The sequence below is a fragment of the Thalassomonas actiniarum genome (assembly GCF_000948975.2).
Taxonomy (GTDB): domain Bacteria; phylum Pseudomonadota; class Gammaproteobacteria; order Enterobacterales; family Alteromonadaceae; genus Thalassomonas; species Thalassomonas actiniarum.
On the sequence record NZ_CP059735.1, the window covers coordinates 1,198,434 to 1,215,612 of the forward strand.

Below are 17,179 nucleotides of genomic sequence, written 5' to 3' on the forward strand. Positions count from 1 at the left end.
AGCGGCTTTTGCCTGGATAAGGGAGCTTTGACTTTTTCTCTGGTAAAAGGTGACACTTTGGTTTTTTTATGCGGCTAAGCGGTTGCCCGATCGCTTAAGCCCTGTTGTTTTCCCGCCTGCGCGCTTTTATTTGCATAAATAAAGAAGTTGACTAACGTTAGATGTGATATCAGCAACTTGAGAATCACAATGAAAAAAATTCTTTTTATATTGTATTTATTGCTAATGAGTACTCCTTCACTGGCGGAAGTTTCAATAAATGGATTTGGTTCAATAGTGGCAGCGAAGCTGACTTCAGGTGATGGCTATATTGCCGAATATCCCAACGTGGCGATTTATGAAGGGAGCTCGGTAGATTTTTCCAAAGAAACCCGTTTAGGCATACAGATCAGTGCCGATATAAACGAAAAAACCAGTGTCACTTCGCAGCTTATTATGCGCTCTGCCAATGATTATGATGTTGAGCTCTCCTGGTTATTTCTCTCTTATCAAATTGATAATGATAAAAAAGTACAACTTGGCAGGTTAAGGCTTCCGGTATATCACTTTTCAGAATACATGGATGTCGGTTACGCCTATCCCTGGCTGCGTATTCCTTCTGATACATACTCGCTCGATGTGACCAACTACAATGGCGTTCGCTATAAGCAATCTTTTCAAATATCCGATTATGTTTTAGAAGCTACCGCCTTATTCGGGCGGGAGAAAGATGAGGACTCGGAACTTATCAGTTATTTATTTCCTAAACAAATCGATCGGGAATTTAAAAACCTCTATGGCGGCGTGCTTAATTTTGATATGGATACTTTTGTGGTAAGAAGCTCTTATGTAAAAGGGAACCTTGAAGAAACCCGGCACCTGCAGGGCTGGTTAGCTACTGTGTTAGGGTTTGAGGACACTTATATCAGTGATTTAGGTACGGTTGATGAAAATGGCGACCCTTTAGTGGCGGCCGATACGGAGTATGATATTTCGTTTTTTGATGTTTCTGTGCAGTGGCACCTTGATAATTTTCATTTTTTTGCCGAATACAATAAGTTTAAGCCTTTTTACAAATCCTATTTTGGCAGTATCAGTTATTCTTTTGATGAGTTTGAACCTTACCTGTTATGGTCTAAGTTTGACCTGGAAGAGGCTTGGGAGTCTCACGATACCACCGCAATTGGCGTGCGTTATAACTTTATGCCCGGCATGGCGTTGAAGTTTGATGTCAGCCGTTTTGATGATACCGGTTATAACCCTTTTACCCGGGAGCCTAATCCCGTCTATAAAGCGGATGATGATGGTGACGGGGATGTAACCATAGTGTCGATGGCGATAGACTTTGTTTTCTAGGGGGTTGACGATGAAAAAATCATTTTTTGTACCGGCTTTACTGGCCTTGGCCATGTTAACCAATAGTTGGAGTGTTATGGCTGAAGTGGCTATTATTGCTCATCCTTCCAATGAAAACTCCCCGAATAAAGCTCAGCTTATTAAAATTTTTCTTAAAAAGAATAAAGCTTTTGGCGACGGCTCTCCGGCGAAACCTATTTACCAGAAGAGCGGACAGGACATCAGTAAGGAATTTAACGCTAAGGTGCTGCATAAATCGGCGTCACAATTAAAATCCTACTGGACTAAGCTGATGTTTACCGGCAACGGTTCGGCGCCAAAAGAAGTCAAGGGGGCCGGTGAAGTGATTGAACTGATCGCTAACAACCCGAGTTTTATCGGTTATATTGATGCAAGTAAGGTGACCGGCGAGGTAAAGGTCATTGCCAAGTTTTAAGCCCTGAGTTTGTCTCTGGTGCCGCAATTATTGCTGGTTCTCTGGTGGGGGAATTTCCCGGAGGCAAGGCCCGAAATAACCGCTATACATCCTCTCTCGCAATAAAGATAAAGGAGAGAGAATGACTTTGGCTATTACTGGTTTATTTCAAGCTTTTTATTTAAGGTAATGTAATAAACAGTCCAGGCCGCTGTGATTAATGCTGACGTCGGCCTGTTCCAGTACCAGGGGTTTAGCTTTAAAGGCCACACCCAGGGCGGCACTGTTCATCATCACCAGGTCATTGGCACCATCTCCCATGGCCACGGTTTGTCTGTGGTCGAGAGCAAACTTGTCACTGAGTATTTTTAAGGTTTGAGCCTTAACTTTAGCATCGACGATGTCACCGGTGACTTTACCGGTGAGCTTACCGTCTATGATCTCCAGTTCATTGGCAAAGGCGCCGTCGAGTTCCAGCAACTGACACAGGTGATCGGCAAAATAAGTAAAGCCGCCGGATGCGATGGCAACCCGCCATTGATGCTGTTTCAGGGTGCCCACCAGGATTTTCAGCCCGGGCATTAAAGGGATATCCCGCGCGACCTCTGCCAGGACAGATTCCGGGGCGCCCCTTAACCGGGCAACTCTTTGTACTAAGCTTTGGGTAAAATCGAGCTTGCCCTGCATCGCCAGCTCGGTAACTTCCGCCACCTGCTGGCCGACACCGGCAAGGGCGGCAATTTCATCAATACACTCGACTTCTATGGTGGTGGAGTCCATATCCATCACCAGCAACCCGGGCTTACTTAAGCTGGGAGCATCTTTGAGCAGGGCAGCTTCTATCTTATGTTTTAAAGAAAACTGCGCCAGTAACTGCCGGGATTGCCCGGGGTTCTGACACGTGACCTGAAAGCGGTAGCTTGATTGTTGGTTACGGTTATTTATCCGGCTCAGGCCGTTAATCTTAATGTTGCTGTCGGTGACCAGGCCCTGAAGTTGTCCGATACTAGTTTGCCCCAAGACGACCAGCTCCAGAGCCTCTTGCGGGTCGACACTTATTTGGGGAATCGTTTCCTTGTTTTGTTGTAAGGGGAAATCTGCGGTACAAAGGCCGGTCTCGACTTTGAGATCTGTATTAGTGAGTTGAAAAAAACGGAGGTTTTTGTTTATGGTTGCCGACGGCGAAATGCACTGTTCCAGCGTCAGGTGGGTGATACTATCTAATGGTATTGAATATGTGGCAATTGACACTATAAGCCCCTGTTTAGCTAACAAAATAATACAAATATGTTCACGCCGGCATTTAAAATGAAGGGAGAACCCTCTATAGTGTAAGAAAACCTTCACTTCACTATAAAGTTTTTATGAAGCAATCCGAACAGCCTTTATACCCTAAAATTTCATCGATTTATAATAAAATTCTGCAATTAGCTATCGCGATTGTGTTTATTATTGTTTTGATGAATTTATGGCTGGCGGTGAACAATCGCGGGCAGGCAACAATCGAGCAGCATTTTGAACATTTGGGCGATGTTTACCTGGAACAGGTAGCTGTGGCGGTGCTGACGTTAATGGAAAAAAGTCAGCAGGAAGAAAATAACAGGAAAGACTTGCAGCTTTATATTGAGCAGCTGGGACAGACGCCTATGGTGAAGGATGTTTCCTTGTATGATCTCCAGGGGCGCTTGTTGGCGCAATCAAGCGAGGCAGAAACCGTGAAGGGGCTGTTTGGTTTATCCCCGGCAACTGAAGATCGCAGCCGGCTTTACGTGCCTTTTGTGCAAGAGTTACGTAATGATAAGTTACGGGGCTACTTGCGTCTTTCTATTGAAAAGTCCGTTTTTACTTCCGATCTTAATGCCACTAACTATGACGGTCAGCGCTTGCTCGGAGTCATGTTGCTTATGGCGGGGCTTACCGGGTTCTTACTGACCCGGGGATTTAGCCGTTTCAGCCGCCAGGGCTACCGGCTGGCAAAGCCCAATAATCGCCGCTAATATCAGCTCATGCAGTTGACCGGCCATTTACGGCAGCTGAAATAATTCATTGATATTGCTTTCTATCCTCTCGGCAATAATCTCTGCCGGTTCCTGGCGTATATGTTTTAAACACTCGAACACATTCACCAGCTTGAGCGGGCTGTTACTTTGCCCCTGGAACCCCGCTAACGGCATCGAAGGAGCGTCGGTTTCCAGCACAATGGCCGATAAAGGCAGGCGTTTAACCGTGTTGATGGTTTTTACTGCCCTGTCATAGCTGATGGTGCCGCCGATGCCGAGTTTAAAGCCGAGATCGATATAGGTTTTTGCTTCCTGGTAGCTGCCGGAAAAGGCATGGATAATACCGCCATAAGGAGATTTGCCTTGTTTAAGCAAAGGAATAAGCTCATGGTGTGAGCGCCTGTGGTGCACGATCACAGGTAAATGGCAGTCTTTGGCCAATTGCAGCTGGTATTCGAAGAAGCTTCTTTGCTGCGCCAGGTTATCTGCTTTGTCGGCGATAACTTTGTCTATGCCGGTTTCCCCTATGGCGATTATATCCTGGCGATGTTGCCGGCTTAAGGCAGCGAGTTGTTGAAGATGCTGCTGTGTTAACCCGGATAAAAACCAGGGGTGGATACCCAGGCAGGGTAATAACAGGGGAGCCAGGTTCTCTCCGTTGTTACCTTGCCTGCATAATGTGATGACTTTAGACCAGTTATCCGGCGCCGTGGACGGTACTATGATACGGTGAATGCCTGAGGTTAGACAAGCTTGCAGTAATGCTGGCAAATGATTGGAAAACTCATCAAAGTCCAGGTGGCAATGGCTGTCGGTAAATATCATGTTGTTAAGGTTTTGCTCGGCTTGGCTTCTTATGCCAGTGTATTCATTTTTATGCCTTGCTGCGAGCGAAAGTGAAGTTTAGGGGCTGGGGCAATTACCGTGGGGAGTGAAAATACTTGTTATACAGCAAGGAATATTTTTCATTGCTGATAACTTTTAATAAGGCTTGCTGGAATGTTTGTACTAATTTGTCATCAACCGCTTTATTAAAAGCAAAGCAAGCGGTGGTGGTTTTTAGCGGGTAAACGATTTGGTAATTTTCGGGATCGTAGCCGTATTGCCTGAGCATATTGGGCAGGGCATAACTGTCATAGGTAAAGAGCTGAATTCTGTTTTTATCCAGCAACACCAGGTTGGACTGTATCGAGACATTACTGCTGATATTATCGCCCAGCGCCACTTCATGCCTTAAGATATGCTCACCGGCGTCAGAGCGTACGGTACCTATACGATAGTCTTTCAATTCATTGAGGTGATTGATCGTGATATTGCGTGATTTCAGGGCCACCAGCACCACTTGTACCGTGCTGATCGGGCAGGCCCATTTAAACATCTGCTCTCTTTTTGCCGTTTTGCTGACCGCAAATAAGACATGATGGCTGTTTTGCTGCAGCTCCTTAAATGCCCTGGCCCAGGGCATGACATCTATTTTTTGCGGAGCAACGCCCAGTTCCTGCCAGACTTGATTTAATATCTCGATAGAGATACCGGTGAGCTTACCTTGTTCCCGGTAATTAAACGGCGGGTAATCTTCCGTGGTGTAGTAGAGGTTTTCGAACGGACCGGTAAATGAGGCAGGTGCGAACAGCAGGCTGGCGAGTAAAAGTATTCGGGTAACATCATTAACCATACTGGGGCATCAGCCATCTCGAGGCATTTATCACTGGTTACTGACATCAGTATAATGAAAAAAGCCGGCTTTGCCGCCGGCTTTATATACAGGATGTATGTATGACGTGATCACATGGATGTGAAAGAACGCCGATATCAGGTGTAACGGCTGCTACACCTTGCTTAAATTACATCCGCTCCATCACTTCTATGCCTAAGATGTCCAGACCTTGTTTTAAGGTGGCGGCGATTTGTTTACATAACAGCAAACGGGACGCTTTAACCTGGCTATCGATACCTTCTTTTAAGATCGGACAGGCTTCATAAAAGCTCATATAGAGACTGGCCAGTTCGTAAAGGTAATTACACAGCAGGTTAGGAGTACCCTCGGAGATCACGGCATCGAGGACATCTTCTAGTTGTAATAACTTCAAGGCCAGGGCCTTTTCCTGGGGCTCGGCTATGGTGATGCTACCGCTCAGGTCATCGCTGTCGATACCGGCTTTAGTGAAAATACTCTGGATACGGGCATAACCATATTGCAGGTAAGGGGCGGTAGCGCCTTCAAAGCTGAGCATGGTTTTCCAGTTAAAGATGTAGTCACTGGTGCGGTTTTTCGATAAGTCGGCAAATTTGACCGCACCGATCCCCACTTTTTGGGCGATTTCTTTGAGCTGTTCATCGTTATAATCCGGGTTTTTCTCGCGGATTAAATCGCCGGCGCGGCTGACGGCTTCATCGAGCAACTCTGCCAGCTTAATGGTGCCGCCGGTGCGGGTTTTAAACGGCTTACCGTCATCTCCCATCATCATGCCAAACGGGCAATGGTGATACTCAACATGCTCAGGCAAGAAACCGGCTTTACGGGCGACGATTTCTACCTGTTTAAAGTGTAATGCCTGGCGGGCATCGGTGAAGATCATAATGCGATCGGCATTAAGCTCACCGCTGCGGTAACGACAGGCGGATAAATCCGTGGTGGCATATAAATAACCGCCACCGGATTTTTGTACGATAAACACCGAAGGCTCGCCGTCTTTATTGGCCATCTCGTCAATAAAGACTACCTTGGCGCCCTGATCTTCAACGGCGATTTCTTTGGCGGTCAGTTCATTGATCACATTGGCCAGGTCGTGGTTGTAGCTGCTTTCACCCATAATATCGGCGCGGGTTAAGGTAACATTTAACAGCTGATAAATTTCTTCACTGTGAGTGATGGAAATATCGATAAACTGCTGCCATAAGGCGGCACATTCGCTATCGCCGCTTTGCAGTTTCACCACATATTCACGGGCACGGTCGGCAAAACCTTCTTCTTCGTCGAAACGCACCTTGGCTTCGCGGTAGAAGTTTTCCAAATCCGATAAGGCGGTTTCTGCCACTTCATTGGCGGCGAGTTTGTCGTTTAAATGGGCCAGCAACATACCAAATTGTGTGCCCCAGTCGCCCATATGGTTTTGACGTATCACCTTGTCGCCGCGAAATTCCAGCGCACGTACCACGGCATCGCCGATAATGGTGGAGCGTAAATGGCCGACGTGCATTTCTTTGGCCAGGTTAGGGGCGGAATAATCCACGACCACGGTTTGCGGTTTTTCCCGTTGGCTGACGCCAAGTTTCTCGTCTGCGCCTGTTTGCGCCAGCTGCCCGGCAAGCCAGCTATCGGCCAGTTTAATATTGATAAAACCCGGGCCGGCTAATTCGATATTGTCGGCAATACCGGATAAATCCAGCTGTTCTACCACTTTAGTGGCCAGCTCTCTGGGGTTGGTTTTCAGTTTTTTCGCCGCGCCCATAACGCCGTTGGCCTGGTAGTCGCCGAATTCAGGGCGGCTGGACAGGCTGACTGCCGGATTAGTATCTTCAGGTAAGCCGGCGGCAATCATGGCCGCTTTTACTTTTTCACTTAATAATTGACGAATATTCATCTTGTTTGTCTCTTACGGGTTGCCGGGGCCTTTATTCAAGTTAACGGCCCAGGCAACGGATGTTATTGCGCTGCTAATACAATCGATTAATGTTCACGGGTTTTGTGGAACTCAACGTCCGGGTAACGTTCCTGTGCCAGGCTTAAGTTCACCATAGTCGGGGCGATATACGTCAGGTTGTCGCCGCCGTCCAGGGCCAGGTTATCATAGGCCTTTTTCTGGAACTGCTCTAAGGTTTTGCCATCTTCACAGCTTACCCAGCGGGCGGTGGCCACGCTGATGGGTTCATACAGGGCGTCGACATTGTATTCGGTTTTAAGGCGGTGCACGACGACTTCAAACTGCAATACCCCGACCGCCCCGACTATCATGTCGTTGGAGTTGAGCGGACGGAATACCTGTACCGCGCCTTCTTCCGATAACTGGATCAGGCCTTTTTGCAGCTGTTTGGCTTTCAGTGGGTCTCGCAAACGGATGCGGCGGAACATTTCCGGGGCAAAGTTTGGAATACCGCTGAATTTCATCATTTCCCCGGCGGTAAAGGTATCCCCTATCTGGATACTGCCGTGGTTATGCAAGCCGATAATATCGCCGGCATAGGCCTGTTCGACGTTGGATCTGTCACCGGCCATAAAGGTAACGGCATCGGCGATTTTGACATCTTTACCGATACGCACCTGCTTCATCTTCATGCCCTTTTCGTATTTGCCGGAGCAGATACGCATAAAGGCAATGCGGTCCCTGTGCTTGGGGTCCATATTGGCCTGGATTTTAAAGACAAAACCGGAGAACTTTTCTTCCTCGGCGTTTACCGTCCGGGTGTCTGTGGTTCTGGGCAGGGGCTTAGGTGCCCACTTGGTCAGGCCGTCGAGCATATGGTCAACGCCAAAGTTGCCTAATGCGGTACCGAAAAATACCGGGGTCAGCTCGCCTTTAAGGAACTCGTCCAGATCAAATTCATGGGAAGCGCCCAGAACCAGCTCCAGCTCTTCACGCAGGTCGTCGGCATAATGGCCGATGGCTTGATCAAGCTCTGGATTATCCAGGCCTTTAATCACCCGTTTTTCTTGTATGGTATGTCCCTGACCGGACTGATACAGGATAGTTTCGTCGTCTAACAGGTTATAGACCCCTTTAAACTCTTTACCCATACCGATGGGCCAGGTGACCGGGGAGCATTTTATTTTTAAAATGTCTTCGACTTCGTCCATAACTTCGATCGGGTCACGGACATCACGGTCCATTTTATTCATAAAGGTAATGATAGGGGTATCCCGCAAGCGGGTGACTTCCATCAGTTTAATGGTCCTGTCTTCGACACCTTTGGCGGTGTCGATGACCATTAAACAGGAATCGACCGCGGTCAGGGTCCGGTAGGTATCTTCGGAGAAATCTTCGTGCCCCGGGGTGTCGAGCAGGTTTACCAGGCAATCGTTATAAGGGAACTGCATCACCGAGGTGGTAATAGAGATCCCCCGGTCTTTTTCCATTTCCATCCAGTCGGACTTGGCATGTTGCCCCGACTTTTTGCCTTTTACCGTACCGGCCTTTTGTAAAGCCTGGCCGAACAGCAAGACTTTTTCGGTAATGGTGGTTTTACCCGCATCGGGATGCGAGATGATAGCGAAAGTGCGACGTAGGTCGACTTCTTGCTGTTGTACAGACATGCGAGTTACCTGATAAAATAAAGACGAGAATAAATTTTTAAGCGCAGTAGTATAGCGAAAAGACGGCTGCGGGGCAGCAATTAATCGCTAACTTTCACGGAAAATTTTATTGGCGGGAGACCGGGTGGCTACCTGACGGATGGCCGGGCGGGCTTTTGCCGGAAAAGCCATATCCCTTATCCGGCTAAATAAAGTTATTCGCCGTAATTATAACGACCGGGCCATCACTATGGCATCTTCATAACCTATAGTGCTGGGGTAATAACCGGTGCGGCGACCGATTTCACTAAAGCCGTTATTGATATACATCATTTGTGCGCTGATATTGCGGGACCGAACTTCCAGCAGGGCTTTTTCCGCCCCCAGGTTTTTAGCCTGTTCAATATAATGTTGCAGTAGCTGTTTGCCAAAGCCATGCCCCTGCTGCTCCGGATGCACGCAAATATCCATCAGGGTGCTTTCGCCGGCGATATAATCACCGATATAAAAGCCCAGGATCGCCGGCGTTTGCCCGCTGTGTTCCCGGGTAAGACTTTTTCCTTGAACAAGGTAATGACCGAAATAACGTCCGCCGATGCAGGAACTAAAGACCTGCCGGCTCCAGGGATGGCTGTGGCAGGCATTTTCAATCGCCATTAAACGATCGATATCATCCGGGGTTACCGGGGAAAAACGTAAGGTCATAAGCTGTGTTCTTGCAGTAATTGCCAAAGCTGGCGTTTTAGTGTGCCGCTGGCGGCTAATACCTGGATGGGCGGGGTCGTTAATACCTTGTCTGATAAGGCTAACTCTTGCTCCGGGCTAAATTGCCAGTGCAGTAATCCCAGATCCAGTTGCTCCTCAGTGGCAGTGACTTCGCCGACAGAGAGCCCGATACTCAGGAGAATATCATGAAATAAGGGCTGGGCCATGAGAGCGTCAAAGTTCGGGGGCGTGCTCTTTTGCTGATCTTTTTTAGCGGGAAGGGCTGCTTTATCGGCAAATTTGTTGCCTGACTTTTCTGCAGCATTTTCTTTAGACTCTTTTTCTGGCAAGGGCCGGGCAGAAGTTTCGGCGGTTCTTGGCTGCCATAACGCGATACCCATTTCACTGAGCAGTTGAAACTGATGTTTACTTACGGCCATTTTTTATCGAATAAGCTTTCATATTAGCCACAGATGATATAACAGATAAAAGATAAAAACAGTATTATTCAATCGCGCTAAGTTTTTGTTTAGAAGATTGATTGATATACGAGAAATAAAAAGAAAAGATGGCAGGGGTAGAGAGATTCGAACTCCCAACCGTCGGTTTTGGAGACCGCTGTTCTACCAATTGGAACTATACCCCTGCTGAGGGCTTCGCATTATACGCAAGCCGAACTAAAGGTAAAGGGGTAAATTAAAAAAATTTACCGTTCGCTTAAATGTTGAACAAAACAGGCGTTATTTAGGGATCAGGCCGTTTTTGTTGTCGTCTTTTTGTACGCCATCGCTGGTTAAATTGCAAAAACGTATCTTATCCGGGTAGGGATAAACATCTTCAAAGATGCCGTCGGCAATATTTTGCTGGCATTGTTGCCAGAAGGCGGCATCGAGTAACTCTGCGTGATGTTCCATAAAGGCATTGCGGTAGCGCTGGTTGGCCAGGGCAAAGGTGGCCAGTTCTTCGGGAAAGACATCGCCGGGGTCTACCGAGTACCAGGGCTCGGAGGCATAAATCTGCTCTTCGGTTTTCGGTTCGGGTTTTACCCGGAAGTTAACTTCATTCATATAGCTGATTTCATCATAATCATAAAAAATGACCCTGCCGTGGCGGGTGACGCCGAAGTTTTTAAGCAGCATATCGCCGGGAAAGATATCGGCGGCGATCAGCTGTTTTATTGCTTTGCCATAGCCATACATGGCATCGCTGACCTGCTGGTCATCGGCATCAGCCAGATAAAGGTTTAACGGGTTCATCCGGCGTTCGATATACAGGTGCTCGATGATCACCAGATCGTCTTCTAAGCGGATAATGGAGTCGGCGACCTTGGTCAGCTCTTCCAGTAACTCGGGAGAAAAGCGTGCCTTGGGGAAGGCAACTTCCGAATATTCCATGGTATCTGCCATGCGGCCGACCCTGTCGTGGAGTTTCACCAGGCGATATTTTGCCTTAACATCTTTTTTGGTGATGTTTTTACTGGGGGAGAATTTATCCTTGATGATTTTAAAGACATAAGGGTAGGAAGGCAGGGTAAAGACCGACATCACCATGCCTTTAATACCCGCTGCCAGTTCAAATTTATCTTTACTGTTGTCCAGGTGGTTGAGAAAGTCCCGGTAAAACTGGGTTTTTCCCTGTTTATGAAAACCTATCGCCGCATATAAGTCCGCCCGGGTTTTATGGGGGATAAGGCGATGGAGGAATTCCACCAGGGCATGGGGGTGCTGACAATCGACAAAGAAATAGGCCCGGGCAAAGCCAAAGACCACCGCCATGCTCTCCCCTTCGGTGAGCAGGGCGTCGATATAAAGGCCGCCTTTTTCATCGTTGAGTACGGCAACGATAAAAGGGGTTTGCCCGGCAGGAGAAAGGACCCGGCCGATAATGTAGGCGCCTTTATTGCGGTAAAAGATAAAATCCAGGATATCAAACTGCAATTCTTCCAGGCGGAACATGGTTTTTCTCGCCTGGTGGCGAAAAGCTTTGATCAAGGTATCTATATCCCGCGGGAGATTTTCGTAGGCAATATCAAACTGATGAAAAGTGAAAATATCTTCTATGGTTTGTGCCAGGCCCTTTTCCGCCGGTAAATAACTGCGGTATATCGGCGGCGCCGGCCTGCTGTCGAGACGGGTGACCGTGCTTTCGACGAAAATATAGGCATTATGATAATATTTACGTTCAAACAGGTGGCAAAATACTGAGTTATAGAAACTTTCTGCCAGTTCCGGCTGGTTATGCCGGCTGAGCAATTCTATATACAGGTTTTTTATGTTTTGCCATAAAGTATCGTCAAGGGAGGTGATATTAAAATCCTGGCGTATGGTGACCAGGGTTTCTGCCACCCGCTTATCGTAATAATCGGTTCTGTCCCTGGCGGCGGTTTGTACCTGGGCCCACTGGCATAATTCAAACCTTTGCTTGGCGGAGCGGGTGATTTCACTGAAAAGATGAATATGGCGTTCAAAACCGTTCAAAATGGTTTTAGCTATGGCAAAAGCGTGATCTTTCATATCCGTATAAGTCTTGATAAGCATAAAGGGGCTTTAGCTCAGCATACCTTATAGTGACTGACTAGGGGGATAATTCTTTGATGAATGACGGTAATAATCTCCCTGAATCTGTTTTAAATCAAGCCGGTATCAGCTTCTTAAAAGCGGTGTTACACGTATATGTGCCCGGCCGCTAAAATAAGGTGCTGATATCGGGTCCGACGGCCCGGTTGCTTTTAGCTTGCCCGGCAGGGAACAGGGGAATGTCTGCTTGTTATTTTTGTGTAATTAGACTAAAATACTGCGCCTTTAAACTTGCCTATTCTTGTTGTAAATTCATGCGTGTAGCAGACTTCTCATTTGACTTACCCGAAGAGCTTATTGCTCGTTACCCTAAAACCGACCGCAGTGCCAGCCGGCTGATGGCTTTGGATGGCGCCAGTGGCAATATTCAGGATCTGGTTTTTACCGACCTGGTGGATAAGCTTGAATCCGGTGATTTACTGGTGTTTAACAATACCCGGGTGATCCCCGCCCGTATGTTTGGCCAAAAAGCCAGCGGCGGCAAGGTGGAAGTTTTGGTGGAGCGTTTGTTGGATGAGCGCAGGGTGCTGGCGCATATCCGCGCCAGCAAATCACCAAAAGTCGGCACTGAATTATTGCTGGAAAATCAGGTGAATGCCACTATGGTAGCCCGCCACGATGCCTTGTTTGAGCTGGAATTTCACGGCGATAAATCGGTCTTGACCGTGCTGGATGAAATTGGCCACATGCCTCTGCCGCCTTATATCGACAGACCGGATGAAGACAGTGACCGCGAGCGTTACCAGACGGTTTACAATGAAAAACCCGGCGCCGTGGCCGCACCGACCGCGGGGCTGCATTTTGACGAAGCCCTGATGGAAAAAATTCGCGCCAAAGGGGTAAACTTTGCTTTTGTGACCTTACATGTCGGCGCCGGCACTTTTCAACCGGTGCGGGTGGAAGAGATCAGCGAGCATGTTATGCATGCCGAATATGTGGAAGTACCGCCGGAAGTGGTGCAGCAGATAACCGACACGAAAAAGGCCGGCGGCCGGGTCGTTGCCGTGGGCACGACTTCGGTACGCTCGCTGGAAAGCGCCGCACGCGATGCCCTTGATAAGGGCACAGAGTTGAAGGCTTTTTACGGGGATACCGATATCTTTATTACCCCGGGGTTTGAGTTCCAACTGGTGGATGCCCTGGTGACCAACTTCCATTTGTCTGAGTCGACCTTGCTGATGCTGGTCAGTGCCTTTGCCGGTTATGAGCATATTATGCAGGCCTACCGCCAGGCGGTGGAGAAAGAGTATCGCTTTTTCAGTTATGGCGATGCCATGTTTTTAACCCGAAAAGACTAGCCTTGTTGGAAAATAACGAAAAAGAAGAAAAATGAAAGCTTTGTCTTGCTCACTCCCTATAGCTAAAAACAACAGGGAGTAAAGGGACGAGGTGAATGCCGTGTTACGGCAACCATGTTAATTAAACTGCTGCCGGCCTGTTTCGCTGGTGGGCGAAGGATATTTATGAAAAACAAAGCAATGCAATATGAACTGGTGACCACAGACGGTAAAGCCCGTCGCGGCCGTTTGATTTTTGACCGTGGCGTGGTGGAAACCCCGGCCTTTATGCCGGTAGGCACCTATGGCACGGTAAAAGGCATGACCACAGCCGAAGTGGAAGCCACCGGCGCCCATATACTGTTAGGCAATACCTTCCATTTGATGTTGCGTCCGGGTACCGAAATCATCGAGCAGCACGGTGATTTGCATGACTTTATGAACTGGCATAAGCCGATTTTAACGGACTCAGGCGGTTTCCAGGTGTTCAGCCTGGGAGCGATGCGCAAAATTACCGAGAAAGGGGTAGAGTTCCGCTCGCCGGTGAACGGCGAAAAGATCATGTTGACCCCGGAGCGTTCGATGGAAGTCCAGCGCAGCCTGGGATCGGATATCGTGATGATTTTTGACGAGTGTACTCCGTATCCTGCCAGCCATAAAGAAGCAAAAACTTCGATGGAACTTTCGCTGCGTTGGGCCCAGCGCTCTAAAGACGCTCACGGCGATAATCCTTCGGCGCTGTTTGGCATCGTACAGGGCGGCATGTATGAAGACTTGCGCGAGGTCTCGGTTAGCGGCCTTAAAGCGATAGATTTTGACGGTTTTGCCATCGGCGGCTTATCCGTGGGCGAGCCCAAAGAAGATATGATCCGCATATTAGATCATACTACCCCCTTGATCCCCGAGAATAAGCCCCGATATTTGATGGGGGTAGGTAAACCGGAAGACTTGGTGGAAGGTGTGCGCCGCGGTATCGATATGTTTGATTGTGTGATGCCGACCCGTAATGCCCGTAACGGCCATTTATTTGTTACCAATGGCGTGATCAAGATCCGCAATTCGCGCCATAAAACGGATACCGGGTCATTGGATCCACAATGTGATTGTTATACCTGTAAAAATTACTCGCGCGCCTATTTACATCATTTAGATAAATGTAATGAGATCTTAGGGGCACAATTAAATACCCAGCATAACCTGCGTTTTTATCAGCGGGTGATGCAAGGTTTGCGTGATGCCATTGAGCAGGGTAAATTAGACGAGTTTGTCGAAGAGTTTTATGCCTTACGGGATTTGCCGGTACCGCCATTAAAAGGTGCAGATAAAGCAGAAGATTAAAACATACCGTGCCGGATTGACGCTTTCGAGTTAAGCCAAATTCCGGTATGGTTCCAAAATTAGCTATTGATAAAAAAAATTAAGAGGAAGTTATGAGTTTATTTATAAGTCAGGCGCATGCCGCTGCGGCACCAGCACCACAAGGTGGCGGTATGGAAATGGTGATCATGTTATTGGTCTTTGGTCTGGTTTTTTATTTTATGATCTATCGTCCGCAGGCCAAGCGGGTGAAAGAGCATAAGAATCTGATGTCAGAATTATCAAAAGGAGATGAAGTGCTGACCCAGGGCGGCGTTGTCGGTAAGATCGTCAAGGTTTCTGATGAAAAAGACTTTATTGTCGTCAGTATTGCCGAAGGCACTGAAGTGACAGTGCAAAAAGGTGCGGTCACCGCGGTATTGCCTAAAGGCACGATGAAGTCGCTTTAACCGCTAAAATAAGGACAAACTTGTGTTAAATAAGTCTCCACTATGGAAGTCACTGCTGGTACTCTTTGTAGTCGCCTTTGGTGCATTATACGCTTCGCCGAATCTGTACGGTGAAGATCCTGCAGTGCAGGTTTCCGGCTTGCGCGGCGTTGAAGCCGATGCCGCGACATTAGACAATGTCCGGGCTCAGCTGGAACAAGATAAAATCGATTTTGCCAGTATCGCGCTTGAGAAAGGCCAGGTATTGGTGCGTTTTCATGATACCGAGTCTCAGCTTAAGGGCCGGGATTTACTGGATGAGAACCTGGGCAATCAATTTTCCGTGGCATTAAACCTGACGCCGGCAACTCCCGAGTGGTTGGCGGATATAGGCGGCACGCCGATGAAATTAGGTCTGGATTTAAGCGGCGGCGTCAGTTTCCTGATGGAAGTGAACATGAATGAAGCCATCATCAAGGCAAAAGAAGCCATGGTGGGGGATTTCAGAAATGACTTACGCGGCGAAAAAATACGTTATCGCAGCGTGAAAGAAGGCGCTAAAGGCATCAATATCCAGTTCCGTAATGTTGAAGATCTGGCGAAAGCCAAGTCGCTGTTAAAGAAACGTTATCGTGACTTATTGTTGGTGGACAATGAAGATACTTTGATGTTAACCGCCTCGATGACGGAGCAGAAGCTTAAAGAAACCCGCGAATATGCCTTGCAGCAAAACATCACCATTATCCGTAACCGGGTTAATGAGCTGGGTGTGGCCGAGCCGTTAGTGCAGCGTCAGGGACAAAAACATATCGTCATAGAATTACCCGGCGTTCAGGATACCGCCCGGGCCAAAGAAATTCTTAATGCCACTGCGACCATAGAGTTCCGTATGGTGGATACCGAAGGCGATTTGGCTAATGCCCTTAACGGTCGTGTGCCGGGTAGCTCTGAGCTGTTATATGACAGGGACGGTAAACCGACCTTATTGAAAAAGCGGGTCATGCTAACCGGGGATCATATTGTTGACGCCGGTTCCAGCTTTGATGAATACAGCCGTCCGCAAGTAAATATTACCCTGGACTCTCCCGGTGGCAGCAAATTTTCAAATGCCACGAAAAATAATATCGGTAAGCCAATGGCGACGGTATTTATTGAATATAAGGCAACGGATAAACTTGACCCTCAGGGCAATACCGTTTTTGAAAAAATTGAAGAAGTGATCAGTGTTGCCACTATCCAGGCGCGTTTAGGCAAATCTTTCCGGATTACCGGTGCCGGTTCCCAGGCGGAAGCCCATAACCTGGCGTTGTTATTGCGTGCCGGTGCCCTGATTGCCCCAATCCAGATTGTGGAAGAGCGTACTGTCGGGCCGACTTTAGGGGCTGAAAACGTCCAGTTGGGCTTCCAGGCGATCATGATGGGCTTTGGTCTGGTCTTTATCTTTATGATGATTTATTACCGTGCCTTTGGTGTGGTGGCCAACCTGGCGCTTGGCGCCAACCTGGTATTGATTGTCGGCGTGATGTCGATGATCCCGGGGGCGACCCTGACCTTGCCGGGTATGGCGGGGATAGTGTTAACCGTAGGTATGGCGGTAGATGCCAATGTGCTGATTTTTGAGCGTATCCGGGAAGAAATGCGGCAAGGGAAATCGGTTCAGCAGGCGATTCACCAGGGTTATGATGCGGCCTTTTCCACTATCTTGGATGCCAACATCACCACCTTGATTGCCGCCTTGATCTTGTTTGCCGTGGGTACCGGGCCTATTAAAGGTTTCGCGGTTACCTTATCCATCGGTATCGTCACTTCCATGTTTACCGCCGTTGTCGGTACCCGTACCGTAGTAAATGCGGTCTGGGGTGGTAAACGCCTTGAAAAACTGTCGATATAGGTTGG

At 48.1% G+C, this 17,179-nt stretch carries 15 protein-coding genes and 1 tRNA gene; 7 read left to right on the top strand and 9 right to left on the bottom strand.

Annotated elements, in window-relative coordinates; genetic code table 11:
• The first annotated feature begins 225 nt into the window (after positions 1 to 225).
• Both SG35_RS05260 and SG35_RS05265 read left to right on the top strand, forming a co-directional pair.
• Entirely contained in the window at positions 226 to 1,335 is a 1,110-nt protein-coding gene (locus tag SG35_RS05260; protein ID WP_152646741.1) for a hypothetical protein, read from the top strand.
• 10 nt (positions 1,336 to 1,345) lie between these two features.
• Complete coding sequence (locus SG35_RS05265; RefSeq protein ID WP_044834749.1) at positions 1,346 to 1,771, top strand: type 2 periplasmic-binding domain-containing protein; 426 nt, start codon at positions 1,346 to 1,348, stop codon at positions 1,769 to 1,771.
• A gap of 156 nt (positions 1,772 to 1,927) precedes the next feature.
• On the opposite strand, the gene serB is transcribed toward SG35_RS05265, so the two are convergent.
• Positions 1,928 to 3,001 carry a phosphoserine phosphatase SerB gene (gene serB, locus SG35_RS05270; protein WP_236702659.1) on the bottom strand — a complete coding sequence of 358 codons (1,074 nt, stop codon included), beginning with the start codon at positions 2,999 to 3,001 and terminating at the stop codon, positions 1,928 to 1,930.
• A gap of 113 nt (positions 3,002 to 3,114) precedes the next feature.
• On the opposite strand from serB, the gene SG35_RS05275 reads away from it, so the two are divergent.
• Positions 3,115 to 3,747, top strand: coding sequence for an AhpA/YtjB family protein (locus SG35_RS05275; RefSeq protein ID WP_044834750.1), 633 nt, complete (start codon positions 3,115 to 3,117; stop codon positions 3,745 to 3,747).
• 27 nt (positions 3,748 to 3,774) lie between these two features.
• Here SG35_RS05275 and SG35_RS05280 read toward each other — a convergent pair whose 3' ends face one another.
• The 8 genes from SG35_RS05280 to aceK form a co-directional block, all read right to left on the bottom strand.
• Positions 3,775 to 4,575 (bottom strand): TatD family hydrolase, encoded by an 801-nt coding sequence (locus tag SG35_RS05280; protein WP_044834751.1) that lies wholly within the window; start codon positions 4,573 to 4,575, stop codon positions 3,775 to 3,777.
• Between the two features lie 94 nt (positions 4,576 to 4,669).
• Positions 4,670 to 5,425 carry a substrate-binding periplasmic protein gene (locus SG35_RS05285; RefSeq protein WP_044834752.1) on the bottom strand — a complete coding sequence of 252 codons (756 nt, stop codon included), beginning with the start codon at positions 5,423 to 5,425 and terminating at the stop codon, positions 4,670 to 4,672.
• A 169-nt stretch (positions 5,426 to 5,594) separates the two neighbouring features.
• Positions 5,595 to 7,334, bottom strand: a complete 1,740-nt coding sequence (argS, locus tag SG35_RS05290; RefSeq protein ID WP_044834753.1) for an arginine--tRNA ligase — start codon at positions 7,332 to 7,334, stop codon at positions 5,595 to 5,597.
• A gap of 86 nt (positions 7,335 to 7,420) precedes the next feature.
• On the bottom strand, positions 7,421 to 9,001 hold the full coding sequence (prfC, locus tag SG35_RS05295) for a peptide chain release factor 3 (RefSeq protein WP_044834754.1): 1,581 nt from the start codon (positions 8,999 to 9,001) through the stop codon (positions 7,421 to 7,423).
• A 207-nt stretch (positions 9,002 to 9,208) separates the two neighbouring features.
• On the bottom strand, positions 9,209 to 9,685 hold the full coding sequence (rimI, locus tag SG35_RS05300; RefSeq protein WP_044834755.1) for a ribosomal protein S18-alanine N-acetyltransferase: 477 nt from the start codon (positions 9,683 to 9,685) through the stop codon (positions 9,209 to 9,211).
• Positions 9,682 to 10,125 (bottom strand): DNA polymerase III subunit psi, encoded by a 444-nt coding sequence (locus tag SG35_RS05305; protein ID WP_044834756.1) that lies wholly within the window; start codon positions 10,123 to 10,125, stop codon positions 9,682 to 9,684. The genes rimI and SG35_RS05305 overlap by 4 nt, the downstream gene beginning before the upstream one ends.
• 129 nt (positions 10,126 to 10,254) lie before the next feature.
• Positions 10,255 to 10,331 (bottom strand) — tRNA-Trp (locus tag SG35_RS05310).
• A 94-nt stretch (positions 10,332 to 10,425) separates the two neighbouring features.
• Complete coding sequence (gene aceK, locus SG35_RS05315; protein ID WP_044834784.1) at positions 10,426 to 12,198, bottom strand: bifunctional isocitrate dehydrogenase kinase/phosphatase; 1,773 nt, start codon at positions 12,196 to 12,198, stop codon at positions 10,426 to 10,428.
• 317 nt (positions 12,199 to 12,515) lie between these two features.
• Between aceK and queA the strand changes: the two genes are divergently transcribed.
• The 4 genes from queA to secD all read left to right on the top strand — a co-directional run bounded on the left by queA (position 12,516) and on the right by secD (position 17,174).
• The gene (gene queA, locus SG35_RS05320) at positions 12,516 to 13,559 is read left to right on the top strand and encodes a tRNA preQ1(34) S-adenosylmethionine ribosyltransferase-isomerase QueA (RefSeq protein WP_044834757.1); all 1,044 of its coding nucleotides are present in this window, start codon (positions 12,516 to 12,518) and stop codon (positions 13,557 to 13,559) included.
• A gap of 180 nt (positions 13,560 to 13,739) precedes the next feature.
• Positions 13,740 to 14,876, top strand: coding sequence for a tRNA guanosine(34) transglycosylase Tgt (gene tgt, locus SG35_RS05325; protein WP_044834785.1), 1,137 nt, complete (start codon positions 13,740 to 13,742; stop codon positions 14,874 to 14,876).
• 92 nt (positions 14,877 to 14,968) lie between these two features.
• The gene (gene yajC, locus SG35_RS05330; protein ID WP_044834758.1) at positions 14,969 to 15,304 is read left to right on the top strand and encodes a preprotein translocase subunit YajC; all 336 of its coding nucleotides are present in this window, start codon (positions 14,969 to 14,971) and stop codon (positions 15,302 to 15,304) included.
• Between the two features lie 22 nt (positions 15,305 to 15,326).
• Positions 15,327 to 17,174: a protein translocase subunit SecD gene (gene secD, locus SG35_RS05335; protein WP_044834759.1), complete on the top strand. Its 1,848-nt coding sequence runs from the start codon at positions 15,327 to 15,329 to the stop codon at positions 17,172 to 17,174.
• The last annotated feature ends 5 nt before the right edge of the window (positions 17,175 to 17,179 follow it).

What these genes read in the sequence shown, in the direction of transcription:
- yajC (WP_044834758.1), top strand. Translation starts at nt 14,969, where the DNA reads ATGAGTTTATTTATAAGTCAGGCGCATGCCGCTGCGGCACCAGCACCA.
- SG35_RS05285 (WP_044834752.1), bottom strand. Translation starts at nt 5,425, where the DNA reads ATGGTTAATGATGTTACCCGAATACTTTTACTCGCCAGCCTGCTGTTC.
- SG35_RS05260 (WP_152646741.1), top strand. Translation starts at nt 226, where the DNA reads ATGAGTACTCCTTCACTGGCGGAAGTTTCAATAAATGGATTTGGTTCA.
- tgt (WP_044834785.1), top strand. Translation starts at nt 13,740, where the DNA reads ATGCAATATGAACTGGTGACCACAGACGGTAAAGCCCGTCGCGGCCGT.
- argS (WP_044834753.1), bottom strand. Translation starts at nt 7,334, where the DNA reads ATGAATATTCGTCAATTATTAAGTGAAAAAGTAAAAGCGGCCATGATT.
- SG35_RS05280 (WP_044834751.1), bottom strand. Translation starts at nt 4,575, where the DNA reads ATGATATTTACCGACAGCCATTGCCACCTGGACTTTGATGAGTTTTCC.
- SG35_RS05265 (WP_044834749.1), top strand. Translation starts at nt 1,346, where the DNA reads ATGAAAAAATCATTTTTTGTACCGGCTTTACTGGCCTTGGCCATGTTA.
- rimI (WP_044834755.1), bottom strand. Translation starts at nt 9,685, where the DNA reads ATGACCTTACGTTTTTCCCCGGTAACCCCGGATGATATCGATCGTTTA.
- queA (WP_044834757.1), top strand. Translation starts at nt 12,516, where the DNA reads ATGCGTGTAGCAGACTTCTCATTTGACTTACCCGAAGAGCTTATTGCT.
- aceK (WP_044834784.1), bottom strand. Translation starts at nt 12,198, where the DNA reads ATGAAAGATCACGCTTTTGCCATAGCTAAAACCATTTTGAACGGTTTT.
- SG35_RS05275 (WP_044834750.1), top strand. Translation starts at nt 3,115, where the DNA reads ATGAAGCAATCCGAACAGCCTTTATACCCTAAAATTTCATCGATTTAT.
- prfC (WP_044834754.1), bottom strand. Translation starts at nt 9,001, where the DNA reads ATGTCTGTACAACAGCAAGAAGTCGACCTACGTCGCACTTTCGCTATC.
- SG35_RS05305 (WP_044834756.1), bottom strand. Translation starts at nt 10,125, where the DNA reads ATGGCCGTAAGTAAACATCAGTTTCAACTGCTCAGTGAAATGGGTATC.